This is a genomic window from Segatella baroniae B14, from assembly GCF_022024235.1.
Classification (GTDB): domain Bacteria; phylum Bacteroidota; class Bacteroidia; order Bacteroidales; family Bacteroidaceae; genus Prevotella; species Prevotella bryantii.
Genome location: NZ_CP091799.1, coordinates 1,305,858 through 1,330,246 on the forward strand (window position 1 = coordinate 1,305,858; position 24,389 = coordinate 1,330,246).

The 24,389-nt window shown below is 39.6% G+C and carries 18 protein-coding genes, 2 tRNA genes, 1 other RNA gene and 1 pseudogene; 13 read left to right on the plus strand and 9 right to left on the minus strand.

Annotation, left to right across the window (positions count from 1 at the left end):
* Position 1: 1 nt before the first annotated feature.
* The gene (locus L6469_RS05530) at positions 2-991 is read right to left on the minus strand and encodes an IS30 family transposase (RefSeq protein WP_006282587.1); all 990 of its coding nucleotides are present in this window, start codon (positions 989-991) and stop codon (positions 2-4) included.
* Positions 992-1,128: 137 nt separating this feature from the next.
* Positions 1,129-2,490: pseudogene (locus L6469_RS05535) on the minus strand (glycosyltransferase family 2 protein); the annotation flags it as partial.
* Positions 2,491-2,559: 69 nt separating this feature from the next.
* On the opposite strand from L6469_RS05535, the gene rlmN reads away from it, so the two are divergent.
* From rlmN to L6469_RS05580, 9 genes are all read left to right on the plus strand, one after another.
* A complete protein-coding gene (gene rlmN / locus L6469_RS05540) occupies positions 2,560-3,609 on the plus strand; it encodes a 23S rRNA (adenine(2503)-C(2))-methyltransferase RlmN (RefSeq protein WP_006281833.1) in 1,050 nt (349 codons plus the stop codon).
* The gene (locus L6469_RS05545) at positions 3,609-4,430 is read left to right on the plus strand and encodes a DUF4837 family protein (RefSeq protein WP_039869869.1); all 822 of its coding nucleotides are present in this window, start codon (positions 3,609-3,611) and stop codon (positions 4,428-4,430) included. The genes rlmN and L6469_RS05545 overlap by 1 nt, the downstream gene beginning before the upstream one ends.
* Positions 4,417-5,745, plus strand: coding sequence for a PdxA family protein (locus L6469_RS05550; protein WP_006281831.1), 1,329 nt, complete (start codon positions 4,417-4,419; stop codon positions 5,743-5,745). The genes L6469_RS05545 and L6469_RS05550 overlap by 14 nt, the downstream gene beginning before the upstream one ends.
* Positions 5,746-5,817: 72 nt before the next feature.
* Positions 5,818-7,104, plus strand: a complete 1,287-nt coding sequence (locus tag L6469_RS05555; RefSeq protein ID WP_006281830.1) for a sigma-54 interaction domain-containing protein — start codon at positions 5,818-5,820, stop codon at positions 7,102-7,104.
* A complete protein-coding gene (locus L6469_RS05560; protein ID WP_027452935.1) occupies positions 7,082-7,615 on the plus strand; it encodes an LptE family protein in 534 nt (177 codons plus the stop codon). Before L6469_RS05555 ends, L6469_RS05560 begins: the two co-directional genes overlap by 23 nt.
* Complete coding sequence (locus L6469_RS05565) at positions 7,615-8,478, plus strand: hypothetical protein (RefSeq protein WP_006281828.1); 864 nt, start codon at positions 7,615-7,617, stop codon at positions 8,476-8,478. The genes L6469_RS05560 and L6469_RS05565 overlap by 1 nt, the downstream gene beginning before the upstream one ends.
* Positions 8,479-8,480: 2 nt before the next feature.
* Positions 8,481-8,876, plus strand: a complete 396-nt coding sequence (secG, locus tag L6469_RS05570; protein ID WP_027452937.1) for a preprotein translocase subunit SecG — start codon at positions 8,481-8,483, stop codon at positions 8,874-8,876.
* 97 nt (positions 8,877-8,973) lie between these two features.
* Positions 8,974-9,049 (plus strand) — tRNA-His (locus tag L6469_RS05575).
* Between the two features lie 61 nt (positions 9,050-9,110).
* Positions 9,111-9,186, plus strand: a tRNA-His gene (locus tag L6469_RS05580).
* Between the two features lie 59 nt (positions 9,187-9,245).
* Here L6469_RS05580 and L6469_RS05585 read toward each other — a convergent pair.
* Complete coding sequence (locus L6469_RS05585; RefSeq protein WP_039869866.1) at positions 9,246-10,688, minus strand: sodium:solute symporter; 1,443 nt, start codon at positions 10,686-10,688, stop codon at positions 9,246-9,248.
* 226 nt (positions 10,689-10,914) lie between these two features.
* Between L6469_RS05585 and L6469_RS05590 the strand changes: the two genes are divergently transcribed.
* Entirely contained in the window at positions 10,915-12,348 is a 1,434-nt protein-coding gene (locus tag L6469_RS05590; RefSeq protein ID WP_006281824.1) for a Na+/H+ antiporter NhaC family protein, read from the plus strand.
* A 408-nt stretch (positions 12,349-12,756) separates the two neighbouring features.
* On the opposite strand, the gene L6469_RS05595 is transcribed toward L6469_RS05590, so the two are convergent.
* From L6469_RS05595 to L6469_RS05600, 3 genes are all read right to left on the minus strand, one after another.
* On the minus strand, positions 12,757-13,380 hold the full coding sequence (locus L6469_RS05595; protein ID WP_006281823.1) for a hypothetical protein: 624 nt from the start codon (positions 13,378-13,380) through the stop codon (positions 12,757-12,759).
* 17 nt (positions 13,381-13,397) lie between these two features.
* A complete protein-coding gene (locus L6469_RS14705) occupies positions 13,398-13,526 on the minus strand; it encodes a hypothetical protein (RefSeq protein WP_256207981.1) in 129 nt (42 codons plus the stop codon).
* Between the two features lie 143 nt (positions 13,527-13,669).
* On the minus strand, positions 13,670-13,951 hold the full coding sequence (locus L6469_RS05600) for a hypothetical protein (RefSeq protein ID WP_050787907.1): 282 nt from the start codon (positions 13,949-13,951) through the stop codon (positions 13,670-13,672).
* 1,250 nt (positions 13,952-15,201) lie between these two features.
* Here L6469_RS05600 and L6469_RS05605 point away from each other — a divergent pair.
* Positions 15,202-18,555 (plus strand): pectinesterase family protein, encoded by a 3,354-nt coding sequence (locus L6469_RS05605; protein WP_006281821.1) that lies wholly within the window; start codon positions 15,202-15,204, stop codon positions 18,553-18,555.
* Between the two features lie 36 nt (positions 18,556-18,591).
* Complete coding sequence (locus L6469_RS05610) at positions 18,592-20,304, plus strand: pectate lyase (protein ID WP_074802892.1); 1,713 nt, start codon at positions 18,592-18,594, stop codon at positions 20,302-20,304.
* Positions 20,305-20,384: 80 nt separating this feature from the next.
* On the opposite strand, the gene L6469_RS05615 is transcribed toward L6469_RS05610, so the two are convergent.
* A complete protein-coding gene (locus L6469_RS05615) occupies positions 20,385-21,758 on the minus strand; it encodes a TrpB-like pyridoxal phosphate-dependent enzyme (RefSeq protein WP_006281819.1) in 1,374 nt (457 codons plus the stop codon).
* A gap of 125 nt (positions 21,759-21,883) precedes the next feature.
* The gene (locus L6469_RS05620) at positions 21,884-22,465 is read right to left on the minus strand and encodes a manganese efflux pump MntP family protein (RefSeq protein WP_027452942.1); all 582 of its coding nucleotides are present in this window, start codon (positions 22,463-22,465) and stop codon (positions 21,884-21,886) included.
* 90 nt (positions 22,466-22,555) lie between these two features.
* Between L6469_RS05620 and glf the strand changes: the two genes are divergently transcribed.
* Positions 22,556-23,737 carry a UDP-galactopyranose mutase gene (gene glf / locus L6469_RS05625; protein WP_006281817.1) on the plus strand — a complete coding sequence of 394 codons (1,182 nt, stop codon included), beginning with the start codon at positions 22,556-22,558 and terminating at the stop codon, positions 23,735-23,737.
* An 85-nt stretch (positions 23,738-23,822) separates the two neighbouring features.
* Here glf and ssrA read toward each other — a convergent pair.
* Positions 23,823-24,221, minus strand: a transfer-messenger RNA (tmRNA) gene (gene ssrA, locus L6469_RS05630).
* Positions 24,222-24,389 lie beyond the last annotated feature (168 nt).

Here is a 24,389-nt window from a genome sequence, read left to right on the forward strand (position 1 = left end):
ATTAATAACGCAACAACTTTATAATTGTTTTATTCTCTCCGTATTTTTGTCTGATAAACTCGACAGGCGTTTTGTAATTCAATCTCTTTCTAGGTCTGTTGTTGATTCTGTCCTGTACCATATTGATGTCTTTATCTGTTATCTTTGTAAAATCACTCCCTTTAAGGAAATATTGCCTGACTAGACCGTTAGTGTTTTCATTAGCACCTCTTTCCCATGAGTGGTATGGTCTTGCAAAGAAGATGTCTATTTTCAGTGCTCTAGCAATCTGCTGGTGCCTGGAGAACTCTGTACCATTATCTGCGGTCATGGTATGCAATCCCTTTCTTATCGGCTTAAGTGCGGCAATGGCTGCCTCCGCCAGAGGCTCTGCCTCTTTTGAAGGAAGCTTTCTCATGATTAGGAACCCGGACTCCCTATCATTGATTGTCATGATGACGCTCCGCCTGTTCTTCCCCACAATGGTGTCGATCTCCAGATCTCCGAACCTTCCTTTCTCATCAACGACCGCAGGTCTTTGCTCTATCCCGACACGTCCAGGTATTCCCCTTGACTTATACGATGAACCGCGCTTGTTATAGCGCCTGCCCCTGTGGCGCAGATGCTTATAGAGAGGCTTCCCCCATTTGTGCTTCTCCTCCCACACATATCTGTAGATGGTTTCGTGTGAGATGGGCGGTAATCCCAGTGCACGCCGTCTTCCGGATATCTGCTCGGGAGACCACTGTTCCTGTGTGAGCTTATGGTCAATGTAAACCTTTATTTCGTCCGTAAGGACGGTATAGTGCTTTCTTGCGCTCATTCTCCTGTCTGACAGCCACTGGGCCTTTTCCGCATTATACCTGCCATGGGGTGCCTTGTTGCGCCTAATTTCTCGGCTAATGGTGCTGCGGTGCACACCAAGAGCCCTGGCTATGTCTGTTGAACGTTCTTTTTTTTGCAGTCTGAAAGATATTTCGTACCTTTGCTGCGCAGTTAGATGCTTTGTCATATTTGCAACTTATGTGGAAGTTTGTCTGCAAAGGTAAGCATTTAATGCTGGGGACGAAAGATCTTGTGGAACTTTTGTCCCTTTTTTCATGCTCCTTGCTCACTTACTTCTTTGACACATTTGTTGCATTATCAATTTGAATTCAAGTTAATCTTGTCTATACTCAATGCAGCATCACTATTTCCACCCCATCGACGACACAGATATAGTTCGTCATAAATACGACCTATACGATAACGACGACTGAAAGCGAGTCCTAAAGCATAATCTTCGCCATAACTGGTATTAGGAAATCTTATTTGTCTTACTAATGGAGTAAAAAAGGCACGTGGCGCTCCTAATCCATTAATACGAAGCGCATTGTTACAGCCATTATCATTCGTCCATTCTCGATGATCAATCATACCTGGAGGAAGGGTGTTCAAATCGAAATCGCACATACGATAACTTCCAATAATCATGGCTGCATTCTGCTTATAGAAAGCATCCACGATCTTCTGTAAAGTTTTTGGTGAAGAATATAAATCGTCACTATCCAATTGAACGGCAAATTTACCACATCGGACATCGTTTATAGCTTCATTCCAGCAGCCACCTATACCTAGATCCAAACGATCAGGTACAATAACAACCAACTTATCGGTATTCTTCTGTAAATCAGCTAAAATCTCCCCTGTTTTATCTGTAGAATGATTATTAACAACGATGACATTATATGGGAATGAAGTTTTCTGATTTAAAGCCGATTGTACAGCATCTGCTACTGTCTTTTCGCGGTTGTATACAGGAATAACAACACTGGCTTCAAAAGTAAACTCCTGCTCTTTAAAGTCTGGCTCTTCATAATTGGAAACATCCACCAATGCGCCTATCTGTTTAAGATGACACGTACAGACTTTTTCCATTTCAATCTGCACTTCACGATTGCGAGGATTTACATAATCAAACTGCTTTTCGCCGCTCTTACGCAAGTCATGTTCATCTTCTGTGTACAAATACTCGTTGATATGGAAAAGTTCGCCCTTACGACTTAAGAAAAGTCGAAGATCATATAGGGCTGCATATAGATAAGCATGCTGCTCGCTTAACTGATCTACATACTCGTGAAAAGAACGTGCATCAATCAACCATAAACTACCAAAGTCAAAATCATCACGTAAACTTCCCAGCTGATAATCAATTACCGGATGCTTTTCACGCTTGCCATTTTCCATGGTGTAATGATCCGCATAAACCATCTGAGCATGCGTTTCATGCATAACACGTAACATTCGCTCTAACGCAAACTGTCCAAGTTCTATACGTGTAGGCTTAGTACAGAGTAATATATAATCAGCATCAGACTGGCTATCTATCTGTTTAATAACAGCAGTAGATCGTATTTCCTGATCCAACAAAAAAACATGTTGTACCGTCTTATCTTCATCGAGTGAAGTCACAATAGAGTGCATCGTTTCATTGCCTAATTGAGGCAAGAAAACATCTATCTTTTCTCTCATTTTTGATTTCTATATTAAAATATGTGACAAAGATAGCATATTTTCAGTGAAAAATCGTACCTTTGCAATATGAATTTAGAAAAAAAATCTCTCCTCGGTCTTACTCTTGACGAGCTCAAGGATGTAGCCAAAAGCTTAGGCATGCCAGCCTTTACGGGTGGCCAAATAGCTAAATGGCTATACGAGTACCATGTCAAGTCTATAGACGAGATGACTAACCTCTCCAAAGCTAACCGACAGAAGTTGGAAGAGCAGTATACTATCGGATGTGCGGAGGCTATCGACGCTCAGCATTCTGTCGATGGTACAATAAAATATCTTTTCCCTACAGCAAACGGCAAATTTGTGGAGACGGTATTTATTCCTGATGAAGACAGAGCTACCCTATGTGTTTCTTCACAAGTGGGCTGCAAGATGAACTGTTTGTTCTGCCAAACCGGAAAACAAGGCTTTGAAGGTAGTTTATCTGCTGCAGATATTCTCAATCAAATATACTCACTGCCAGAAGTAGACAAGCTCACAAACATTGTATTCATGGGGCAAGGTGAACCAATGGACAACCTTGATAATGTGCTTCGGGCTACAGATATTTTGACAGCTTCCTATGGATGGGCTTGGAGTCCTAAACGCATTACTGTTAGCTCTGTTGGCGTAAGAAATAAACTGAAACGTTTTCTCGAAGAAAGTCAATGCCATGTAGCAATTAGCATGCATTCACCTATTCCTGAGCAACGTGCAGAACTAATGCCAGCCCAGCGAGGTATGAGTATCGAGGAAGTTGTTGATCTGCTTCGCAATTATGACTTCTCACACCAGCGAAGACTCACTTTTGAATATATCGTATTTGGAGGTGTTAACGATAGTACAACTCACGCACGAGAAATCATTAAGTTACTCAAAGGACTAGATTGTCGTATCAATCTTATCCGATTCCATCAGATACCTGAAGTAGCTTTACATGGGGCTGACGAGAAAACAATGGAAAACTTCCGCGATTACCTCACCAATCATGGCATACATACAACGATTCGTGCTAGTCGTGGACAAGATATCTTTGCTGCTTGCGGTCTTTTGAGCACAAGTAAGAAAATTGGTAAAATCAGACACGATCAAGAATAATGCACTTGCGATGGAGAACTCTGATTATCATCAGCCTGTCATTTTTGCTTTCAAGTTGCACTGACGATAGTAGACAGGTTAGTGGAGGCAAACCCTACGAGGTTCTTGTCGTAAATGATTCTCGCGATTCTCTACGGCACATTCTTTCTGTAGACACTCCTGATTTACCACAGTCTGAACCCCAGTTTGATGTATCTTCTCTCAAGCAAAACCGCTTACAGGATGGCACAAAAATGGCACATTCCATTGTTATCCATCAGGCAAAAGGTACATATCGCATTCAGCGAAATCTCTATGCACAGCCGCAAATAGTAATCCACGCTTCTGCTGGAGATTCACTCCAGTTAAGAAAGGATCTCAAACGATTTGAACTGTATTGCGAAGCTAAACGACTGCAAACTTATCATAATCCCAAAATGGAACGTTTGGTCAAGCAAACCTTCGGGATTAATATTCTACTGCCTGTTGACATGAACAGCAGTATGAAAAAGAAAGATTTCCTTTGGCTATCCAATAATTCTGCTGCAGGTATGAAGAATGTAGTTATCTGCAGAGGAAATATCGACAAAATGCTAGCCAACTACTTAAAAGGAGAAACTGATGATATGTATATGAAGCGCATCACACCATGTAAAAATAGTGGACTATGGGAAATGAAAGGAGATGCAATGGGAGGTCCTTATCGTATGCGCCAAATCAAAGATGGCAAACAGCGAGACCTGACCATCCTTACATTCGTATATGCGCCAAGCATGAAAAAAAGAAACCTAATACAACAGCTTGAAGCTGTATTATATACCATCAATTATGGAAGAAAATAAAAAAATACGTGTGGCTATTACCCACGGCGATACCAATGGTATCGGATATGAGCTCATTTTTAAAACCTTCGAAGAGCCAGGTATGCTCGAAATCTGCACACCTATTATTTATGGCTCACCTAAAGTGGCAACTTACTATCGTAAGATGCTCGACTTGAAGGTTCAGTTCTCGATTATCCAACAGGCTAACGAGGCTCAAGAAGGTCGAATCAATTTGCTAACAGCTGTAGAAGATGACATTAAGGTAGACGTAGGACAACCTACAGAAGAGTCTGGTACAGCTGCAATTATGGCACTCGATAGAGCGATTAGTGATTATCGTGAAGGATTGTTTGATGTCCTTGTAACTGCACCTGTTAACAATAGCAACATTAACATTCAAAACTACCAGTTCCCTGGTCAAACTAAATACATTGAGACCTGCCTTGGTAATAGTCAGAATACTATGGATATTCTGATTAATGACCGCCTACGTTTAGCTTTTGCAACTCCATGTATCGCCTTAAAAGATGTTACTAAGGCAATTAGTAAAGATATTATCATAGCTCGTGTCAGCCATTTCAAAGAAGTTATTCGACGAGATTTCAACATATCTAATCCACGCATTGCCGTACTTTCACTCAATCCATATAATCCAGAGAATGGAACATTTGGTCCAGAAGAAGACCAAATGATACTTCCAGCCATTCAGGAATTGGCAGACAATGGTATTCAGGCTTTCGGTCCATATCCTGCTGCAGAATTCTTCGGAGAGGGTTATTTTGATGAATTCGATGGTATTTTGGCCATGTATCATGATCAAGGTATCGCACCTTTCAAGGCTATAGCTCCTGAATACGGTGTAGTACTTACTACAGGTTTACAACTTGTACGAACAGCAAGTGACCAAACTGTAGATTTTGAATATGCAGGGAAAAATGCAGAAAACCCATCTTCATTCCGCCACGCTATCTATACAGCTATTGATGCTTTCCGTAATCGTGCACGCTATGACGAACCTTACGAAAATCCATTGAAGAAACTTTATCATGAGCGTCATGACGAAGGAGAAAAAGTTCGTTTTTCTATTCCTAAGAAACATTCTGGTGCACCATTTACTCCTAATAAAGAAAGTAAGCGCCCAGAAAACAATGGTCCTAAAAATATAAACGGTAGCAATAACCGTTCTAAAGATAATAAAAACCAGGACAATAGACCACAGCAGGCTCAAGAGGCTAACAAACCTCAGGTACAGCAGCAGAACCAGCCTGTGGTTCAGCAGCAAAACCAACAAGCTCCACTGCAGCAGTCTACACAGGACACCTCTAAGGAATAAACCTCGCATACAACTAAATATTCTGCCAAAATTGCAGATATTCCAAATAAAATGCGTAATTTTGTCAGCTAAATGAATACAACAGAACTTCAGAGAATAAAACAACGCTATAATATCGTCGGTAACAGCGACGGATTAAATCATGCACTCGACGTAGCTTTACAAGTAGCGCCGACAGATTTGTCTGTACTTATTATTGGCGAAAGTGGTGTAGGTAAGGAAATTATTCCTCGTGTCATTCACGACAATTCGCCAAGAAAACGAGAGAAGTACTTTGCCATCAACTGTGGTTCTATCCCAGAAGGCACTATAGATAGTGAACTTTTTGGTCACGAAAAAGGTGCCTTTACAGGAGCCATTGGTGAAAGCGAAGGTTACTTCGGAATAGCTAATAAGGGTACTATTTTCCTTGATGAAGTTGGTGAATTACCAATGGCTACCCAGGCTAGATTGCTCCGTGTACTCGAAACAGGAGAATATATCCGTGTAGGTGGACAGGAAATACGTAAAACAGATGTACGTATTGTAGCCGCTACCAATGTCAATATGCGCAAAGCTATTAGTGAAGGTAGATTTCGTGAAGACTTATTTTACCGTCTAAATACGATACCTATCCAAATGCCTGCTCTTCGTGATCGTGGCAATGACATTATCTTATTATTCAGACTATTTGCTATGCAGATGGCTGAGAAATATCATCTGCCTAAAATCACATTGACAGAAGAAGCCAAGCAAGTAATGTTACAATATAAATGGCCAGGAAATGTTCGTCAATTAAAAAACATTACAGAGCAGATGTCTGTCTTAAGTGAGAAACGTGAAATTGACCTGGAAGGCTTGCTCAAGTATATTCCACGCGATCCATCGAGTACACAACTCGCTACTATTGGATATACAGACGAAAAACATTCGTATGAAAACGAACGTGAAATTCTATATAAGATATTGTACGAACTACGTGGAAATGTTAGCGATCTTCGTCGCGACATGAATAGTCTTCGTAAACAACTCGACGAAGCTCGTGGATTAGCTGGTGCTGCAGGCTTTCAGAATATCCCTTATGAGGAGCCATCAACCTCCGTTTCTATTCCAAATGCTCCTATGCATCCTGCAAAAGTTCATACATCTTCTACACCTATATATCAAGTGGAAACACCACACACACAACCAGAAGAAGTTATTGCAGAGGAAATCAATGAGCCAGAGAGTCTCAATCTGAACGACCTCGGGAGACAAATGGTTGTCAAAGCTCTTGAACGTAATGGTGGTAATCGTAAAAAAGCTGCTCAAGAATTGGGCATTTCCGACAGAACCCTTTATAGAAGAATTAAACAATATGGCTTGGATTCAAACAAATAAAAAAGGTAAATTTTCAGCCTTGCTGATTTCATTGACACTACTCATTCTTACAGCATGTAGCGTGTCATATAAATTTAATGGTTCCAGCATCGATTACACCAAGACCAAGACCATAACAATTGCAGAATTTCCTATTCGAGCTAGTTACGTATGGGGACCAATGGGACCACTATTTAACAATGCTCTTAAAGATAAGTTCGCAGATCATACGCGCTTGGAACAAGTTAAACGCAATGGCGACTTGAAGATTGAGGGTGAAATTACATCTTACACACAGCGTAATAAAGCTGTATCAGCAGAAGGTTATTCTGCCCAAACAGAATTATCTATGACTGTTAATGTAAGATTTACTAATAATAAAAATCACAACGAGGATTTTGAAAAACAGTTTACTGCTACACAGAGCTATGAAACTACACAGAGTCTCACTGCTGTACAAGAAGAACTGGTTACTCAAATGGTAAATGACCTCGTAGACCAAATATTTAATGCAACTGTAGCCAACTGGTAATGGAGTTAACAAGACTGATCAACCATCCTGAAGAAATGGACAAAGAGACGCTTTACGATTTGCGTAGTCTCCTTGCCCTGCACCCCTATTATCAGACAGCTCGTCTTTTAATGCTTCAAAATCTGTATGTGCTCCATGATTCTAGTTTTGACGAAGAACTCAGACGTGCAGCTATCTATATTACAGACCGAAAAGTCATTTTTAAGATGATAGAAGCTGCTCACTATCAACTTCGACAAGAATCAAAACCTGCTAAGCAGGTGGCACCAGAGGAAAAAGAAAGCCGCACAGTAGCTCTTATCGATACATTCCTCGACTCTATCCCTTCGGAAAATGATGAGGAAAAAAGGCACAAGCGTAAGCCAACGCCTGCAGATGCTGCTGTTGACTATGTGTCATATCTGATGGAAATGGATACAGAACTAGCTATGGATGAAGAGGATGAAGATACAGAAGAAGCGTCAACTGTCATCGAAAGTCAGAAAGCCGATCGTACAACCTCTTTAATCGATAATTTCCTAGAAGATGGCGGATTCAAACTCCACATGGATGATGAATTGCCGCAACCAGAACCTCTACAGGAATATTCATTGACAAATAATTCTGACAGTAAGCCACAAGCTGATAAAGTTACATCTAGCGCAACAACACTCCAAGATGAAGAAAAAAACTCACAAGAAGAAGGTAATGAAGGCTACTTCACAGAAACATTGGCACGTATCTATATAAAACAAGGTAGATATGAAAAGGCGTTAGAAATAATTCAGCGATTAAATTTGAATTATCCAAAAAAAAATGCTTACTTTGCAGATCAAATGCGATTTTTAGAAAAATTGATAATAAACAATAAAAACAAAAAATAAAAATGGTTTACACACTTTTAATCAGTTTAGTTGTCCTGGTATCTATCTTCATGGTAATTGTTGTCTTGATCCAGGAATCTAAGGGAGGTGGTCTTTCATCTAACTTCTCTTCACAAAATTCTATCATGGGTGTTCGCAAGACCACTGATGTCATTGAAAAACTCACTTGGGGCCTCGCTGTGGCAATGGTTGTTATCAGCGTTCTCTGCACATATGTAGCTCCTACCTCTACTGCAGAACAAAGTGTTCTTGAAAGAGAGTCTACAACTACAAATACTGCTACTCCAGGTTTCCCTGGTGCTAGCCAGAGTACTCCTGCTGCCGGCGCTCAGAAATCAGCTCCAGCTGCAACCGGTACAAAAACAGCTCCTGTAGCTCCAGCTACACCTGCTAAATAGAAAATAAAAATAAAAAAATAGAGAATTCTTTTGGTCATTCCAAAAAAATTCTCTATCTTTGCACTCGCTTAAAAGAAATAAGCTATTAAAATAAAATGGTGGACGTAGTTCAGTTGGTTAGAGCGTCAGATTGTGGTTCTGAATGTCGTGGGTTCGAGTCCCACCTTCCACCCTTCAGATTTTAGCTTTGCAACGATAATGAGTTGCAAGTTTTTTTAAGCAAACAACCAACATGGTGGATGTAGTTCAGTTGGTTAGAGCGTCAGATTGTGGTTCTGAATGTCGTGGGTTCGAGTCCCACCCTCCACCCTAAGGTGACAATCCTGTAAATCATCGATTTACAGGATTTTTTTTATCTCCTTACTATATTTAAACTTGATTCTTACACGGTCTGTTATACTTGCTCCCCGACAACCATAATCCTATGAATGTAAGGGCGCCATTAAGCATCAGGAGTTCATAACCAAAGGTATAGCCATAGAAGTGACTAATGATAATATCGAGGGAAAAACACAGCAAAGGAGACACAATACAGATATAAGGCACCAACTTATTATTCACCTGACGCTTGGTAAAAAGACTAAAGGCAAAAAGACCCAAAAGAGGTCCATAGGTATACGAACAAAGAATATAGATGGCATCTATTACACTTGTAGAATTGAGTACTTTAAATGCCAGAATAAAGAGCATAAATAATAATGACATGCCTATATGCACACGCTTACGTAATCGCTCACTTTTTCCTTTGTCGCAGATATCAACACAGAAACTAGTTGTCAATGCCGTCAATGCAGAATCTGCTGACGAGAAAGACGCTGCTACTACACCTATTGTAAAGAGTACCACAACAATAGAACCCAACTTACCTGTAGCTGCAAACATCGGCAACAACTCATCACCCACTTCTGGCAAAGCAATACCATTTTGGCGAGCCAACATCATCAATAACACACCTAACGAAAGAAAAAGTAGATTGGCAGGTACAAAGGCAAAACCATAGGTACACATATCTTTTTGAGCATCACGAAGACTCTTACAGGTTAGATTTTTTTGCATCATATCCTGATCAAGTCCTGTCATTACTATAACCACAAAGATACCACTTAAAAACTGCTTCCAAAAATTCTGTCTCGATACCCAATCGCTCATCTCGAATATTTGACTGTGTGCATCTGCTGCAATTACCGATACAGCTTCGCCTGCAGTAAGATGAAGTGAAGATATTACTTGAAAGATTATTAATATAAGTGCGGCAAACATACAAGTTGTCTGGAAGGTATCAGTCCATACTAAAGTTTTAATCCCCCCTCTTCGCGTATAAAACCATATCAATACCACCATCACCACAACCGTAAAAGGAAAAGGCACCCCTATAGCATCGAATACATACCGTTGTAGAATAATACAAACGACATAGAAACGAGCTGCTGCACCTGTCATCTTACTTAATAGAAAGAATGATGCACCTGTCTTATAAGAACGAGTCCCCAATCTTTCTTTCAAATACGAGTATATTGTCGTAAGATTTAATCGATAGTATATCGGAAGTAATAAAAAAGCAACCGCAAAATAACCTAAAATAAAACCTAAGCACATTTGAATATAAGTCATATTGCTTGCCAATACCATACCCGGTACAGACACAAAGGTAATACCTGATATACTGGCACCTATCATGCCAAAAGCTACCATATACCATGGTGACTGACGATTACCACGGAAAAAGATATCATTATTGGATAAGCGAGCTGTAAAACGGCTAATTAGCAAAAGAATGGCAAAATATGCTAGGACTGTACTAATGATTAACATGAGTTTTATTCGTTTTTTGCATACAAAAATAAGCATTTTTTTTCAAAATGGCTTGCTTATTTTGGCAATTTCACTTACCTTTGTCAAAAACATAATTCATTTTTTACACAAAATATACACGAAAGATAGTATTAAGGCTAAGGATAATAGTATTGATTGGAAAGAAGCCAACTTGATTTCGTACAAAGATTAGGATACAATAAACTTTCAAACAACACATAAACAAATGACTAAACAAAGAATTATACTCTCGCTTACTCCAGTTATCTTTCTGATAGCATTATTAGCCATTGTTATCCAAATCTATGGTACAGAAGCTTTAGATGGTGGTAGCCAAATGGCACTTATTCTTGCTACAGGCGTCTGTGCACTTATTGCCGTTTTCTACTTTAAAGTGCCTTGGAAGAATATCGAGAAGGAAATCAATACTTCTGTTGGAAGCATAGGCACGACAATAGTTATACTCTTACTGATTGGTATTCTGTCAGGCACTTGGACGGTAAGCGGCGTTGTACCAACGTTTATCTACTATGGCATGCAGATTATCAATCCACATATTTTTCTGATTTCTTCTTGCATTATCAGCGGAATAGTAAGCGTAATGACGGGTAGTTCCTGGACCACTGTAGCCACCATAGGCATAGCTCTCATGGGCATTGGCAAGGCTGAGGGCTTCAACGAAGGATGGATAGCTGGGGCCATACTCTCTGGAGCTTATTTTGGCGATAAAATGTCACCTCTTTCAGATACAACAGTTGTTGCTTCATCTATGGTAGGTACTCCCCTTTTTGAGCACATCCGCTATATGGTGATAACAACAGTGCCTTCTATCTGCATTGCCATGATGGTCTATCTCATTGCCGGTTTTTTCATTGAACCAGAAAAAGCTATCAGCATCTCTGTCTATACATCTGCATTAGAAAGTAAATTTAATTTATCGGCCTGGCTATTTATAGTCCCGGTAGTTACAGCATACATGATTTACAAGAGGATGCCGGCCATTATAGTACTCTTTGCGTCTTCACTTCTTGCTGCTATCTTCGCCATTCTCTTTCAGCCACATATTCTGGCTGAAATCGTTGGCTCAAACGACACTTCTGTAGAAACTCTCTTTAAAGGTGTCATGCTGAGCGGATTTGGTAGTACAAGTGTTGATACAGGTAATGCACCTGTAAATGACCTACTGGCAACACGGGGTATGAAAGGTATGCTGAGCACAATATGGCTTATCCTTTGCGCTATCTGTTTCGGAGGAGCTCTTAAGGCGAGTGGTATTCTCATGAATATTGTCAGTTTGATTATTCCGCTTACCAAGACCCGATTTGGCTTAGTGAGTTCAACGGTTCTCTCCGGTTTATTCTTTAATACAACCGTATCCGATCAGTACCTGTCTATTATGCTCGACAGTAGCATGTTTAAAGAAATCTATAAGCGTGAAGGATATGAGTCACGATTACTCAGTAGAAGTATAGAAGATTCGTGTACTGTTACATCTGTACTCATACCATGGAATACATGTGGCATGACGCAAGCCACGGTACTCAATGTATCTACGCTTATCTATCTTCCATATTGCATTTTTAATATTTTATGTCCGATTATGTCGATTACTATTGCTGCCATCGGTTATAAAATTAAACATCACGAATTACTCAACTAAAATATAAACAAAAAAAAGAGGCGCGAAATTTATTTTCGCGCCTTGTCTCTTTTTCCTTTCATCTTCTGAACTTTTTTCTTATTCAGAAAGTTATGGCTTAACACCAAACTAATTCTTTTTACTTCACCCATTAGAACCTTTTCGAAGCTCTATGAGCTCACTTGCTAACCTATAGTGATTAGCGCCTGTGATCTTTTGATTCACGTTGTAAATATAGTCATTCTGCAAGTTAAATGCAACTTTTTCTGCCTTTATTTTGGGGTTATCTCACTCTTTTAACATTGTGGTCGAGCACTGTTAACAGTTGTAGATACGTCACAATATATATAAACGATAAATATATATGATACGCACCTTAATTTTTAACACAATAATAGAATACTAAGTTTGCTTTCCAACATACCATTTCTATCTCAAGATCATAATATTCATCAGTTTTAATTCCTCATTATTCATGCGAACCCATTCATCCCAGTCTTCCTTAAATACTTTTAGCAATGGGCTTGGATGTGTCCTTAATAGTTCTGACAAATAAATCTTTGCTTTCTTCTCTCCATCGCGCAGATAAATTGCCTTAATCTTATTAATAGCCATATCTTCGTTATACTCTTCATTCAATGAACTGTCACAAACAGCAATTGTCTTTTCAATGTAATAAGCAGCCGAGTCTTTATTATGTTCCCTTAAGTATTTTGCCGACATAAAGATAAGCCGTAACGGATTATTTGCTTGAAGGGTCAAAACTGCATGTTCAGCGTTGGCCATAGCCTCATCCATGTGTCCCAAAGAAAAGAAAATCATGGAACGGTGATGATAACAATGCCTCTTACCGATGTTCGTAGTATCAATACTAAGTAAGAAGTCTGAAAGTTTCAATGCTCTTTCGAGCATTGTCGTGTCGTTACGCAGAGTCCCCCAAAGGACCATTTTGGCTAAACTATCACGAAGGGTATTGAGATTTTCTGTATTCTGTCCTTTGGCACATACTACAATCAATACGAAGACAATAAAAAAATACAATATTTTTTTCATAGAAACTTATTGGTTTATTATTTAATTCTGAATTTATGATTATATCTTCCCCATACACCAGTGATGAAACCAATGATAGTCGGTCCTGTAACTACCCCGCGGCCTCCAGGTGCGCGATAATTCCAACCTCCTGATACATTTGCCATGATACATCAGCAAACAGATAACAACAAATGACAAAAAGTAAACTTGATGTTTCATAACATACGATATTTTGTAAATTAACCATGAAGCTCTTTGTATTATATCGAAAGCTGCCATCTCCTCATAAAAGTCTGGTACAAAGCATCTATTCTATAGTCTGTTTAAATGCATCATCGCTCAAGACCGCCTCATATATGCTTCTGGCAATTTGTTTCAATTCTGCATCGTCCTCGAGATTCGAAATTTCCATATCCATATAATCAGTCAATATTTTTTTTAGGCATAAATAGATACTATTTATATTTTGGGAGTATTTCATTATAAATGTAACATATAAAGAGTACTCATCCTCAGCTATTTCGGATGGAACCTCTAATGGATTCCATTTCTTTAATATGTCATTAACTAATTTGTTAACTCTTTCCATGATCAAAATCCTTTAAAATATCCTCTTGGAAGACTACCTGCCCTTTCAAAATTGCTAAAAGTGGTTATTACGTTTCCATTATGGTTTAAACAATCGTCTGTCCCTCTGCCTTAGTATATGTAAAGACAAATAGCAGTATAGATAAAATGGCTTTGTTCTTCATCGGTTTATAATTTTAGTTAACTATTAAATGGATACTTATAAAACATTTACGTTAATAAGAAATTAAACTTATAAAGGATATTTTGGTAATATCCAGTATAAAGGCAAAAAGGTACTATGGGGAAGAAAAAATTGGAATTGCGATAGACCAACCGAAAAGTCAAACGCCACGAATCGGAAGGATATGCAACATGTACAAGGCATATAGCAAAATAGTCTACAGGTATTCCATACTCCAAGATCTTTTACTATTATATCGCAAAAATAAAGTGTCAAAATGAAATTGCCAAGAAAATCGAAGAAAATTTCTGCAGAAAGTACATTTTTAACATTCATTAGAAAGTAAATTTAATTTATCGGCCTGGCTATTTATAGTCCCGGTAGTTACAGCATACATGATTTACAAGAGGATGCCGGCCATACAACCGTATCCGATCAGTACCTGTCTATTATGCTCGACAGTAGCATGTTTAAAGAAATCTATAAGCGTGAAGGATCACTAATTACTCAACTAAAATATAAACAAAAAAAAGAGGCGCGAAATTTATCTTCGCGCCTTGTCTCTTTTTCCTTTCATCTTCTGAACTTTTTTCTTATTCAGAAAGTTATGGCTTAACGCCAAACTATTTCTTTTTACTTCACCCATTAGAACCTCTTCGAAGCTCTATGAGCTCACTTGCTAACCTATAGTGATTAGCGCCTGTGATCTTTTGATTCACGTTGTAAATATAGTCATTCTTCAAGTTAAATGCAACTTTTTCAGCCTTTATTTTGGGGGTTATCTCACTCTTTTAACATTGTGGTCGAGCACTGTTAACAATTGTAGATACGTCACAATATATAGAAACGATAAATATATATTATACTTGATTATAATAGGCGAAATCAAAAAAATTAAACAAGATGAGAGAACCAGCCAAAAATGAGGTGTTATCTCAATTTTTACCCATGATATGAAAAAAAATCCCCTTCTCCTTTATATATATATTGTACATTTGCAACAAGAATTGACCAACAATGCGATATAAAATAGAATTCACGAATGATGATAATTTACCTAATCAATAATAAACTAAAAACAAAAACAAATGATTAAACTTCTTCAAAAGACAGGTCTTATGACTTTATTGCTGCTGATGTCATCAATGATATACGCAGACAATACCGGTAAGACCTACCAGAACGAAACTGCTACCATTCAGTGGGCTTTCACAGGCAACACGACAGATGCAGCTACAGTAACTCCAGAAGGTGTGGTATCTTTAGCTGCTTTCTCACATGGCGATGATATCGCAGATGCCGATGGGAGTAGTTATGACAACATCAGCTATACACGTTTCCAACCTGTTAGTGGTACTAATGATGCTAGTGAAGCGGCCACGTTGGAATGGAGTATTAAACCAACAAAAGGACTCACCTTCACCCCAACCTTAGTAAGCGCCAATGTACGTCGATTTGGTACTGACGGAGGTAAATTTGATGTCAAAGTTATCAATGGTGAAGGAATAGAAGAAACGCTTGCAACGGGATTGATTCCTGCTCGCAACAAAGCTACTGCTGAGGATAAGACTAGCTCTGATCCTAACTATCGTACCAGTTTTACTATCAATGTACCGGCATCACTGGCAACCTCTACTAGCTTTAAACTCGTTATTTACGTATATGGACTAGGTAATACCAAACAAATTGGGTTCAATGACGTTAAAATAGAAGGCACTGTAAACGGAACCACAGAAGCTGTAACCATGTATACCCTTAATACAGAAGTATCTCCTGCCGAGGCTGGTACCATCAAGGTTTATCCCAACGGAAATGAGTTTGAAGCAGGAACAACAGTGAATCTTACGGCTAGCCGAAATTTCGGATACAAGTTTGTCAACTGGACTGATGCCAACGGACAAGTAATCGCTACTAATAACGAAATAAAATATACTCTTAATACCGCAGAAAAGCTAACTGCGAACTTTGAAAAGATCAATACCTACTCGCTTGACTACACCGTAGAAGGAGGAGCTGCCGATTACATGGTACAACCCGATATTGCACCTGTTATTGTCGACAATAAGAAGATGTACGAAGAAGGTACAGAAGTAACCCTCACCGCATCGAGTAATGAGATTCTTATCTTTACCAACTGGAGTAATGGCGAAAGTAGCGCTGATATTAAGTTCGTAATGAATGCCGACCAAGCTATTACGGCTCACTACTCTGCCAAAGATTACATTGTAGCATGGGATATGTATAAAACTGGCAATAACGGACGAAAAGCAGATTTTGCTTCTGCAGATAATGATGCAGACCAACTTGTTTTAAGAGATGCTGACGGCAACACATACGGATGGCTCGACAAGAGTGCTGTTAATGGCGGATATGAGGGCAGACCTGCATGTGTAAACTGGATGAATAATGCCGCTCTTGGCACCTATTACTGGCAGATAAAGTTTAACGCAGCCAACTACACCAATATTCAAGTAAAGAGTGCCATGGCTTACAACTATAATGCTTACCAAACTTATCTTGTAGAATATTCTCTGGATCAAGTAAACTGGAACAAACTGGGCGCTATCACTATGCCTAGCGTGAAAAGCTGGACAGATGCAACCTTTAACCTTCCAGAAGAAGCTAACAACAAAAGTGAAATTTATATCCGCTGGATAGCTGATAAGACTTCTGCTATTGATGGAACTGAATCCAATAATGATGGTAATGCGATTGGTGCCATCTACATATTAGGAACGGAGAAATTAGTAAACGATGGTATTGCTCCAAAACTTGTAAACAGTGTTCCTGCCGAAAGCGCAACCAATGCTTCTGCTAACGGCAAGATTGTACTTACCTTTGATGAAAAAATAAAACTTACCGAACAGGCACAAGCTACTCTCAACGGTCAGGAACTCGAAGGAACAGTATCAGGTAATACCATAACTTTTGCCTATAAAGGCCTCAACTACACGACAACCTACCAATTTAATTTAGCTGCTGGTAGTGTCAGCGACCTTACTGACAATACCATTACAGAAACGATTACAATCAAGTTTACCACCAAGACAAAACCTGCTATCAGCAAGAAGCTTTACGACTTTATCATTCCTGATGATGGAACCTTCAGAGAAGCCATCGCTGCTGCTACCAACAGAGAAGATAAGGCTACACGTTTTCGTATTTTCGTAAAAAAAGGTACTTATGTTATACCAGTAAGCACCTCTGCACAGGTTACTGGCTCTGATGGAAAGACCTACAACAGTGTAACCACCGTTCTCTCTGCCAACAATGTTTCTATTATTGGCGAGGATATGACCAAGACTATCATCAAAAACGATGTTCCGTACGAGCTCGTAACTGGTCAATATGGGCCAGCCTGCCCTATCGAAGGTATCGGCAAATGCGATCTTCTACAAATCACCGGCAATAATACCTATCTTGAGGATATTACCTTTAGAAATGGCACTGACGATGCTACAGGACGAAACCTTGCCATACAAGAAAAGGGCGATAAGACCATCTACAAGAACGTAACCCTTTATGGCTATCAGGATACATGGACTTGTAATGCAGGCGGACGCTACTACTTCGAAGATGGTATTATCCGGGGACGCACAGACTATATCTGTGGTAAAGGCGATGCTTTCTTCAATGGTGTTACTTTCCAAAATGTTGCAGGCGGCTATATTGCTGTACCATCGCAACCTAAAAAATATGGTTGGATTTTAAGCCAGTGTATTATCAAAGGTGAAACTGATGATGTTGACGGTAATTACACTTTGGGACGCCCTTGGGGAAGTGGTACGCCAATTGCTCTATGGATTAATACCAAGATGATTGCTCAACCTTCTGCCATCGGTTGGAACGAAATGAGCGGTGGCTATCCTGCACGCTTCGCTGAATATAACTCTACAACTGCAACAGGCACTGTCATCGATTTATCCAATCGTAAGACTGTTTTTGCCGACACCCATACCAACAATCCTATCCTTACAGCTGAAGAGGCTGCTACTTATACCATAGAAACAGTAATGGGTGGTGATGACGAATGGGACCCTACTGCTGCAACAGAACAAGCATCGGCACCTACTAACGTTATCATCAAGGATAATAAGTTAACTTGGGATAATAGTGACTACGCACTTCTTTGGGCTATTGAAAAAGATGGCAATGTCGTTGCCTTTACCACTCTTCCTGAATACGATATTACGGGAGCCTCTTCAGACAACGTATGGGCAGTAAGAGCAGCTAACGAAATGGGAGGACTTGGCGACGCAACTATTGCTAGTACGACAACGAGTATCAAGACTCTCAACACTGAAAACGAAGCAAACATAACTGGAACTTCGCTTTATTCTATTGATGGTACACAACAGACTTCTTATCGAAAAGGAGTAAACGTAGTTGTGAAAAAAATGGAAAATGGAAATAAGAAAATCGCAAAAATTATCGTTAAATAAGATAGAAATAAACTATTAATATTTGTACTAATTGAAATGAAAATCAACCTGCAAGCTATAACATTGGGAGCATTATGCGTTTTGAGTACAAATGCTTTTGCACAATCAGCTACGCTTCCTGCTTTTCCAGGAGCCGAGGGATTTGGTATGTATACCACGGGAGGTAGATCTGCCAGTACTAAGGTTTATCATGTCACTACTCTTGAGGATAATGGTAAGACTTCTTTAGTAGGCTCACTAAGATGGGCCAATGCTCAAAGTGGTCCTCGCATCATTGTTTTCGATGTATCAGGAACCATCCATCTTGCTGCCGAACTAAAGTTCAATACCAACACTACTATTTTAGGACAGACTGCTCCGGGAGAGGGTATCTGTATAGCAGACTATCCCGTACAAGTAAAAAGCAATAATATTATTCGTTTTATTCGATTCAGACTGGGTAATAAGTTTGTTGCTTATCATGAAGGTGACGGTCTGGGTGGTATGGACAACAGTAATGTTATCATAGACCACTGCTCTGTAAGCTGGAGTATAGACGAATGCCTGTCTGTATATGGTTCCAAAAACCTCACTGTGCAATGGTGCTTAGCTGCTCAGAGTCTGGTTAATTCTGGGCACAGCAAGGGAGCTCACGGCTATGGTGGAAACTGGGGAGGCAGCGGTGCCACTTATCACCATAACCTGATGGCTCACCACACGAGTCGTGTGCCACGCCTTGGCCCTCGCCCAAGTACACAATTGGATGAACGTATGGATCTTAGAAATAACGTATTCTACAACTGGGCAGGTGAAGGATGTTATGGCGGCGAAGGTATGAATGTGAATATCGTCAACAATTACTATAAACCAGGACCGGGAACGGCATTGCGCTCTACTAACATTCAGAAACGCATCGCGGGCATCGGCATTCGTACTACAGATTATACCAAGCATGGCACAAGCGAAGCTAATGACTGGGATAAAATGTGGCATGTATGGGGTAAATTCTATGTCCGCGGCAATGTAAATGCTTCGTACGACGATGTTACCCGAGATAACTGGACCTATGGTATCTATAATCAGATTACGAATAGTAAGGTTGATAATACCTTTACACAGACCACACGCGATACCATGAAACTGCATTTGCCTATCGCATACTATCCTGTTACAACAGAGACAGCATACGATGCTTATGAGAAGGTTCTCTCCTATGCTGGTGCTTGCTTGCATCGTGATGAAGTAGATGATCTCATTGTTAACGATACACGCGACAAGAAAGCCACATATACTGGTAGTGGATTAAATCCGGGATATATCAATACGCAAGATGATATCAAACCAGCTCAAGCTGCCGAAGACTGGTCTGCATGGCCTACGTTAGTCCAAACAGAACCTCCTGTTGATACCGATGGTGATGGTATGCCTGACGCTTGGGAAAGTAAGAATGGTACTGATCCTGCTAAAAATGATGCTGCAACAATAGCAGATAATGGCTATACCAACATCGAAAACTATGCTAACGATATCGTGGCTGATATCACCGCTGCTCAACTGGCAAACGGACAGCTGCTGCAAAACCAGCAAGAAGCAGAAACTGGCATCACGGGAGAAGTTACCGCCATACAAGGTATCAAGACCTTGTATGATACTTCATACCAAGAAGATGACTATATCTATACGCTTGGAGGTATCGCTATGGGCAAAGATGATAGCCAACTGCCAAAAGGCATTTATATCCGCCATCAGAAAAAGTTTGTGGTCAACTGATACCATAGCCCTTATATACAGAAAAAGCCGCTGGTCGACATTTATCGACCAGCGGCTTTTTCGCATATAAGGAGTAATCTTTAAATCTTTGGTTCTATATGTGGAACACCAGCAAGATACTTATTGATTTCCTCATCAGATATCTGATAATCTTGTAAGTCACCATTAATATAGCTCATATATGAAGGCATATCGATAAGACCATGACCACTCAGACAGAAGAGAAGAACCTTTTCTTCACCCGTTTCCTTACATTTCAAAGCCTCACGCACAGTTGCAGCGATAGCATGACAACTCTCTGGAGCAGGAATAATACCTTCAGTCTGAGCAAAGAGCATACCAGCTTTAAAACTCTCTAACTGTGGAATATCAACACCATGAAGATAACCATCCTTGAGCAATTGGCTGATAATCATACCGGCACCATGATAACGCAGACCACCTGCATGAATATTAGAAGGCTTAAAGTCATGACCCAAAGTATACATCGGCAATAATGGTGTATAACCAGCCTCATCACCAAAGTCGTACTCAAACTTGCCACGAGTAAGTTTAGGACAGCTCTCTGGTTCTGCGGCAATAAACTCTACATTTTTATGTGTACCATCGAATACATGACGCATAAATGGGAAAGCTAATCCACCAAAGTTTGAACCTCCACCGAAGCAAGCTATTACCTTATCAGGATATTCACCAGCCATCTCCATCTGCTTCTCAGCCTCAAGACCGATAATACTCTGATGTAAAGCCACATGATTAAGCACACTTCCCAAAGTATATTTACAGCCAGGTGTCGTCGTTGCCAATTCTACAGCCTCAGAAATAGCTGTACCTAAAGATCCTGGATACAACGGATCTTTGGTAATAATATCTTTACCAGCACGTGTACTCATAGAAGGACTACCTTCTACTGTTGCACCAAAGGTATGCATGATCATAGAGCGATAAGGCTTCTGCTGCATCGTAATCTTAACTTGATAAACAGCAGCTTCCAGTCCGTAGAGTTTAGCTGCATAACTTAAAGCTGCTCCCCACTGACCTGCACCTGTCTCAGTTGTAACATTGGTATCACCTTCCTGCTTACAGTAATAACACTGTGGAATAGCAGAATTAAGTTTATGAGAACCTAACGGGTTAACACTCTCGTTCTTAAAGTAAATATGAGCAGGTGTACCTAAAGCCTCTTCAAGCCCATAGGCACGTACCAAAGGTGTAGAACGATAATAAGTATATTTCTCGAGCACTTCTTCAGGAATATCTATCCATGCATGTTCGGTATCAAGTTCCTGCTTGGAGCATTCCAAATTAAATATATGTGCCAGATCTTCTGCAGAAAGTGGTTCCTTGGTCTTCGGATTTAAAGGAGGAAGTGGTTTATTAGGCATTTCTGCTTGAATATTATACCACTGCTTAGGAAGGTCTTTCTCTTGGAGAATAAATTTTTTTTGTCTCATCGTATCAAGTTTTTAGGAATTTTGTTATTATAGCTTGCAAATATAACAAAATAATGCGGCATTCAATAATGAATATCGCACTATTTTTACCATTTTGGTTAACAAATAGAACTTTTCTTGCTATTTTAATGATAACCCAAAAGATGACTTAATAATATTTTTACACCGATGATAATAAGAATGATTCCTCCAAATAAATCTGGTTTAAGTCGCTTACGAATAGACGAACCAAAACGGATACCCAAAAGATTACCTATAACGCCAAACAAAAAACTTACTATGCCTATCGCCCATAATGGAAAACAGAGTTCACCAATAGAGGTATATCCTGTACAGGCAAAAGAGATGCCTACGGCCAGCGCATCGATACTAGTTGCAACAGCTAACACCAATTGCGTTTTGATTTTAGTAGGATTAAAGTGCTTATCTTCATCATCTTCGAAAGACTCCTTTATCATACGAATACCAAGGAAAGCAAGAAGACCAAAAGCTATCCAATGGTCGAAAGCCTCGATATACTGGGCAAAATGTTTGGTACCAAGCCACCCGATAAATGGCATAGCAGCCTGAAATAAACCAAAAAAGAAACTCATTCGAGTAATTACCCCCCAACGCTTTTCTTTCAATATCACACCACTTATTATACTCACTGTAAAACAGTCCATAGCCAATGCTATAGACAGCAAGAGAATATCTAGAAAATTCATCATGTCTTTGTAACAATTCTTTATGAGTAGACAAAATTACAAATTAATTTTGTACTTTTGTAGCAAATAAAGAATTTTTAGTTTAGATACATGGAAAATCAAAAATACGACTATCTAATTGTAGGAAGTGGACTCTTTGGCGCAACATTTGCATATCGCGCCCATCAGGCTGGCAAAAAATGCCTGGTTATCGATAAGCGTGAACATTTGGGTGGCAATGTATATTGCACCAACATGAATGGTATACATGTACATACTTATGGAGCACACATCTTTCACACCAGCAACAAAGATGTATGGTCATTTGTCAACTCTATTGTTGAGTTTAATCGATATACTAACTCCCCTGTAGCTAACTACAAAGGAGAACTCTATAATCTTCCTTTTAATATGAACACCTTCTACCAGATGTGGGGTGTTAAAACACCGGAAGAGGCGCAAGCTAAACTTGACGAGCAAAAGGCTGAAGCTGTTGCCAAAATGAAAGCTGAAGGGATAAGCGAACCTCGTAATCTGGAGGAACAAGCGCTCACTTTGATAGGAAAAGATATTTATGAAAAACTGATTAAAGGCTATACCGAGAAACAATGGGGGCGTAAGTGTACCGACTTGCCAGCTTTTATCATTAAGCGCCTTCCTGTAAGATTGGTTTTCGACAACAACTATTTTAATGATACCTATCAGGGTATTCCTATTGGTGGCTATAATAAACTGATAGAAGGTCTACTCTTGGGATCTCAAACGATAACTCAAGTCGACTTTTTTGAATTAAACTGCCATCGTAATGCTGCCGGTACTTGGGAATTTAACGACCCACTCCATGCTGGCCAAACTTTAGAAGCAGAAAAAATCGTCTATACAGGTCAGCTCGATGAATACTTCGGCTTTAAATTAGGCAAGCTCAACTTCCGCACGGTACGTTTTGAGACCGAGACTTTAGATACAGCCAACTACCAAGGTAATGCCGTTATCAACTATACTGAGGCTGATGTACCATACACCCGCATTATAGAGCATAAGCATTTCGAATGTTTTGGGCAACAAGTATACGAAAACAATAAGACTGTTATTAGCCGTGAATATTCTACGGAGTGGAAAGATGGTATGGAACCATACTATCCTGTTAATGATACTCATAACAATGAGTTAGCAGAACAATACCGTGCATTGGCAGAAGCAGAAGAAAATGTAATTTTCGGAGGTAGACTAGCAGAATACCGTTATTACGATATGGCCCCTATCATCGAAAAAGTTCTCCAAATGGACATTTAAAAGTAATTCGAACTACAAAATAAATAAAGAGTCTCTAAGCTTATCAAAAACTTAGAGACTCTCATAATATTAAAACTATGCGTTTCAGTGGAGCTGGAGGGATTCGAACCCTCGTCCAAACAGGGAAACCATACGCTTTCTACACGTTTATTTCAGCCTTCATTTTCGTGATATGGCAAGACCTGAACCACCAACCATACCCTTATCCTCTAAAATTTCATCCTAGCATCAAGGCCTACCAGAACTATTTCCGATTTCCTGCACCGCTGAACCAACAAGATTCGGAACAACATCCGTTGAGCGATGTCTCGTTCCATCACCTTGTGACGGAATAAAGCCAGTAATCTACTGTACTTCGATTAGGCAGCGAGAGCGTAATTATTTTCGCCAATTAAATTGATGTTCACTTCGATTAAGGAGGTAGCCAACGAGACTCCACGTGCTTACGTACCATTTCATCCCGCTGTCAAATCCAGTCAACCCCGAGATGTATACTTTGCTGAAAATCAACTTTTTTCACAAGAAAAAGCTAAATTCCATGCAAAATTCTAATGCAAAGATAAGCTAAATGAATGAAACAACAAAATAAAATACACTTTATTTTTTGTTCCTACCATAAACTTATCCTTACAAATCACTTCATAAACAATAT

Excerpts from the sequence above, each read along its gene's own strand:
- L6469_RS05530 (WP_006282587.1), bottom strand. The coding sequence starts at position 991 with ATGACAAAGCATCTAACTGCGCAGCAAAGGTACGAAATATCTTTCAGA.
- rlmN (WP_006281833.1), top strand. The coding sequence starts at position 2,560 with ATGAATTTAGAAAAAAAATCTCTCCTCGGTCTTACTCTTGACGAGCTC.
- L6469_RS05545 (WP_039869869.1), top strand. The coding sequence starts at position 3,609 with ATGCACTTGCGATGGAGAACTCTGATTATCATCAGCCTGTCATTTTTG.
- L6469_RS05550 (WP_006281831.1), top strand. The coding sequence starts at position 4,417 with ATGGAAGAAAATAAAAAAATACGTGTGGCTATTACCCACGGCGATACC.
- L6469_RS05555 (WP_006281830.1), top strand. The coding sequence starts at position 5,818 with ATGAATACAACAGAACTTCAGAGAATAAAACAACGCTATAATATCGTC.
- L6469_RS05560 (WP_027452935.1), top strand. The coding sequence starts at position 7,082 with ATGGCTTGGATTCAAACAAATAAAAAAGGTAAATTTTCAGCCTTGCTG.
- L6469_RS05565 (WP_006281828.1), top strand. The coding sequence starts at position 7,615 with ATGGAGTTAACAAGACTGATCAACCATCCTGAAGAAATGGACAAAGAG.
- secG (WP_027452937.1), top strand. The coding sequence starts at position 8,481 with ATGGTTTACACACTTTTAATCAGTTTAGTTGTCCTGGTATCTATCTTC.
- L6469_RS05585 (WP_039869866.1), bottom strand. The coding sequence starts at position 10,688 with ATGTTAATCATTAGTACAGTCCTAGCATATTTTGCCATTCTTTTGCTA.
- L6469_RS05590 (WP_006281824.1), top strand. The coding sequence starts at position 10,915 with ATGACTAAACAAAGAATTATACTCTCGCTTACTCCAGTTATCTTTCTG.
- L6469_RS05595 (WP_006281823.1), bottom strand. The coding sequence starts at position 13,380 with ATGAAAAAAATATTGTATTTTTTTATTGTCTTCGTATTGATTGTAGTA.
- L6469_RS14705 (WP_256207981.1), bottom strand. The coding sequence starts at position 13,526 with ATGGCAAATGTATCAGGAGGTTGGAATTATCGCGCACCTGGAGGCCGC.
- L6469_RS05600 (WP_050787907.1), bottom strand. The coding sequence starts at position 13,951 with ATGGAAAGAGTTAACAAATTAGTTAATGACATATTAAAGAAATGGAAT.
- L6469_RS05605 (WP_006281821.1), top strand. The coding sequence starts at position 15,202 with ATGATTAAACTTCTTCAAAAGACAGGTCTTATGACTTTATTGCTGCTG.
- L6469_RS05610 (WP_074802892.1), top strand. The coding sequence starts at position 18,592 with ATGAAAATCAACCTGCAAGCTATAACATTGGGAGCATTATGCGTTTTG.
- L6469_RS05615 (WP_006281819.1), bottom strand. The coding sequence starts at position 21,758 with ATGAGACAAAAAAAATTTATTCTCCAAGAGAAAGACCTTCCTAAGCAG.
- L6469_RS05620 (WP_027452942.1), bottom strand. The coding sequence starts at position 22,465 with ATGAATTTTCTAGATATTCTCTTGCTGTCTATAGCATTGGCTATGGAC.
- glf (WP_006281817.1), top strand. The coding sequence starts at position 22,556 with ATGGAAAATCAAAAATACGACTATCTAATTGTAGGAAGTGGACTCTTT.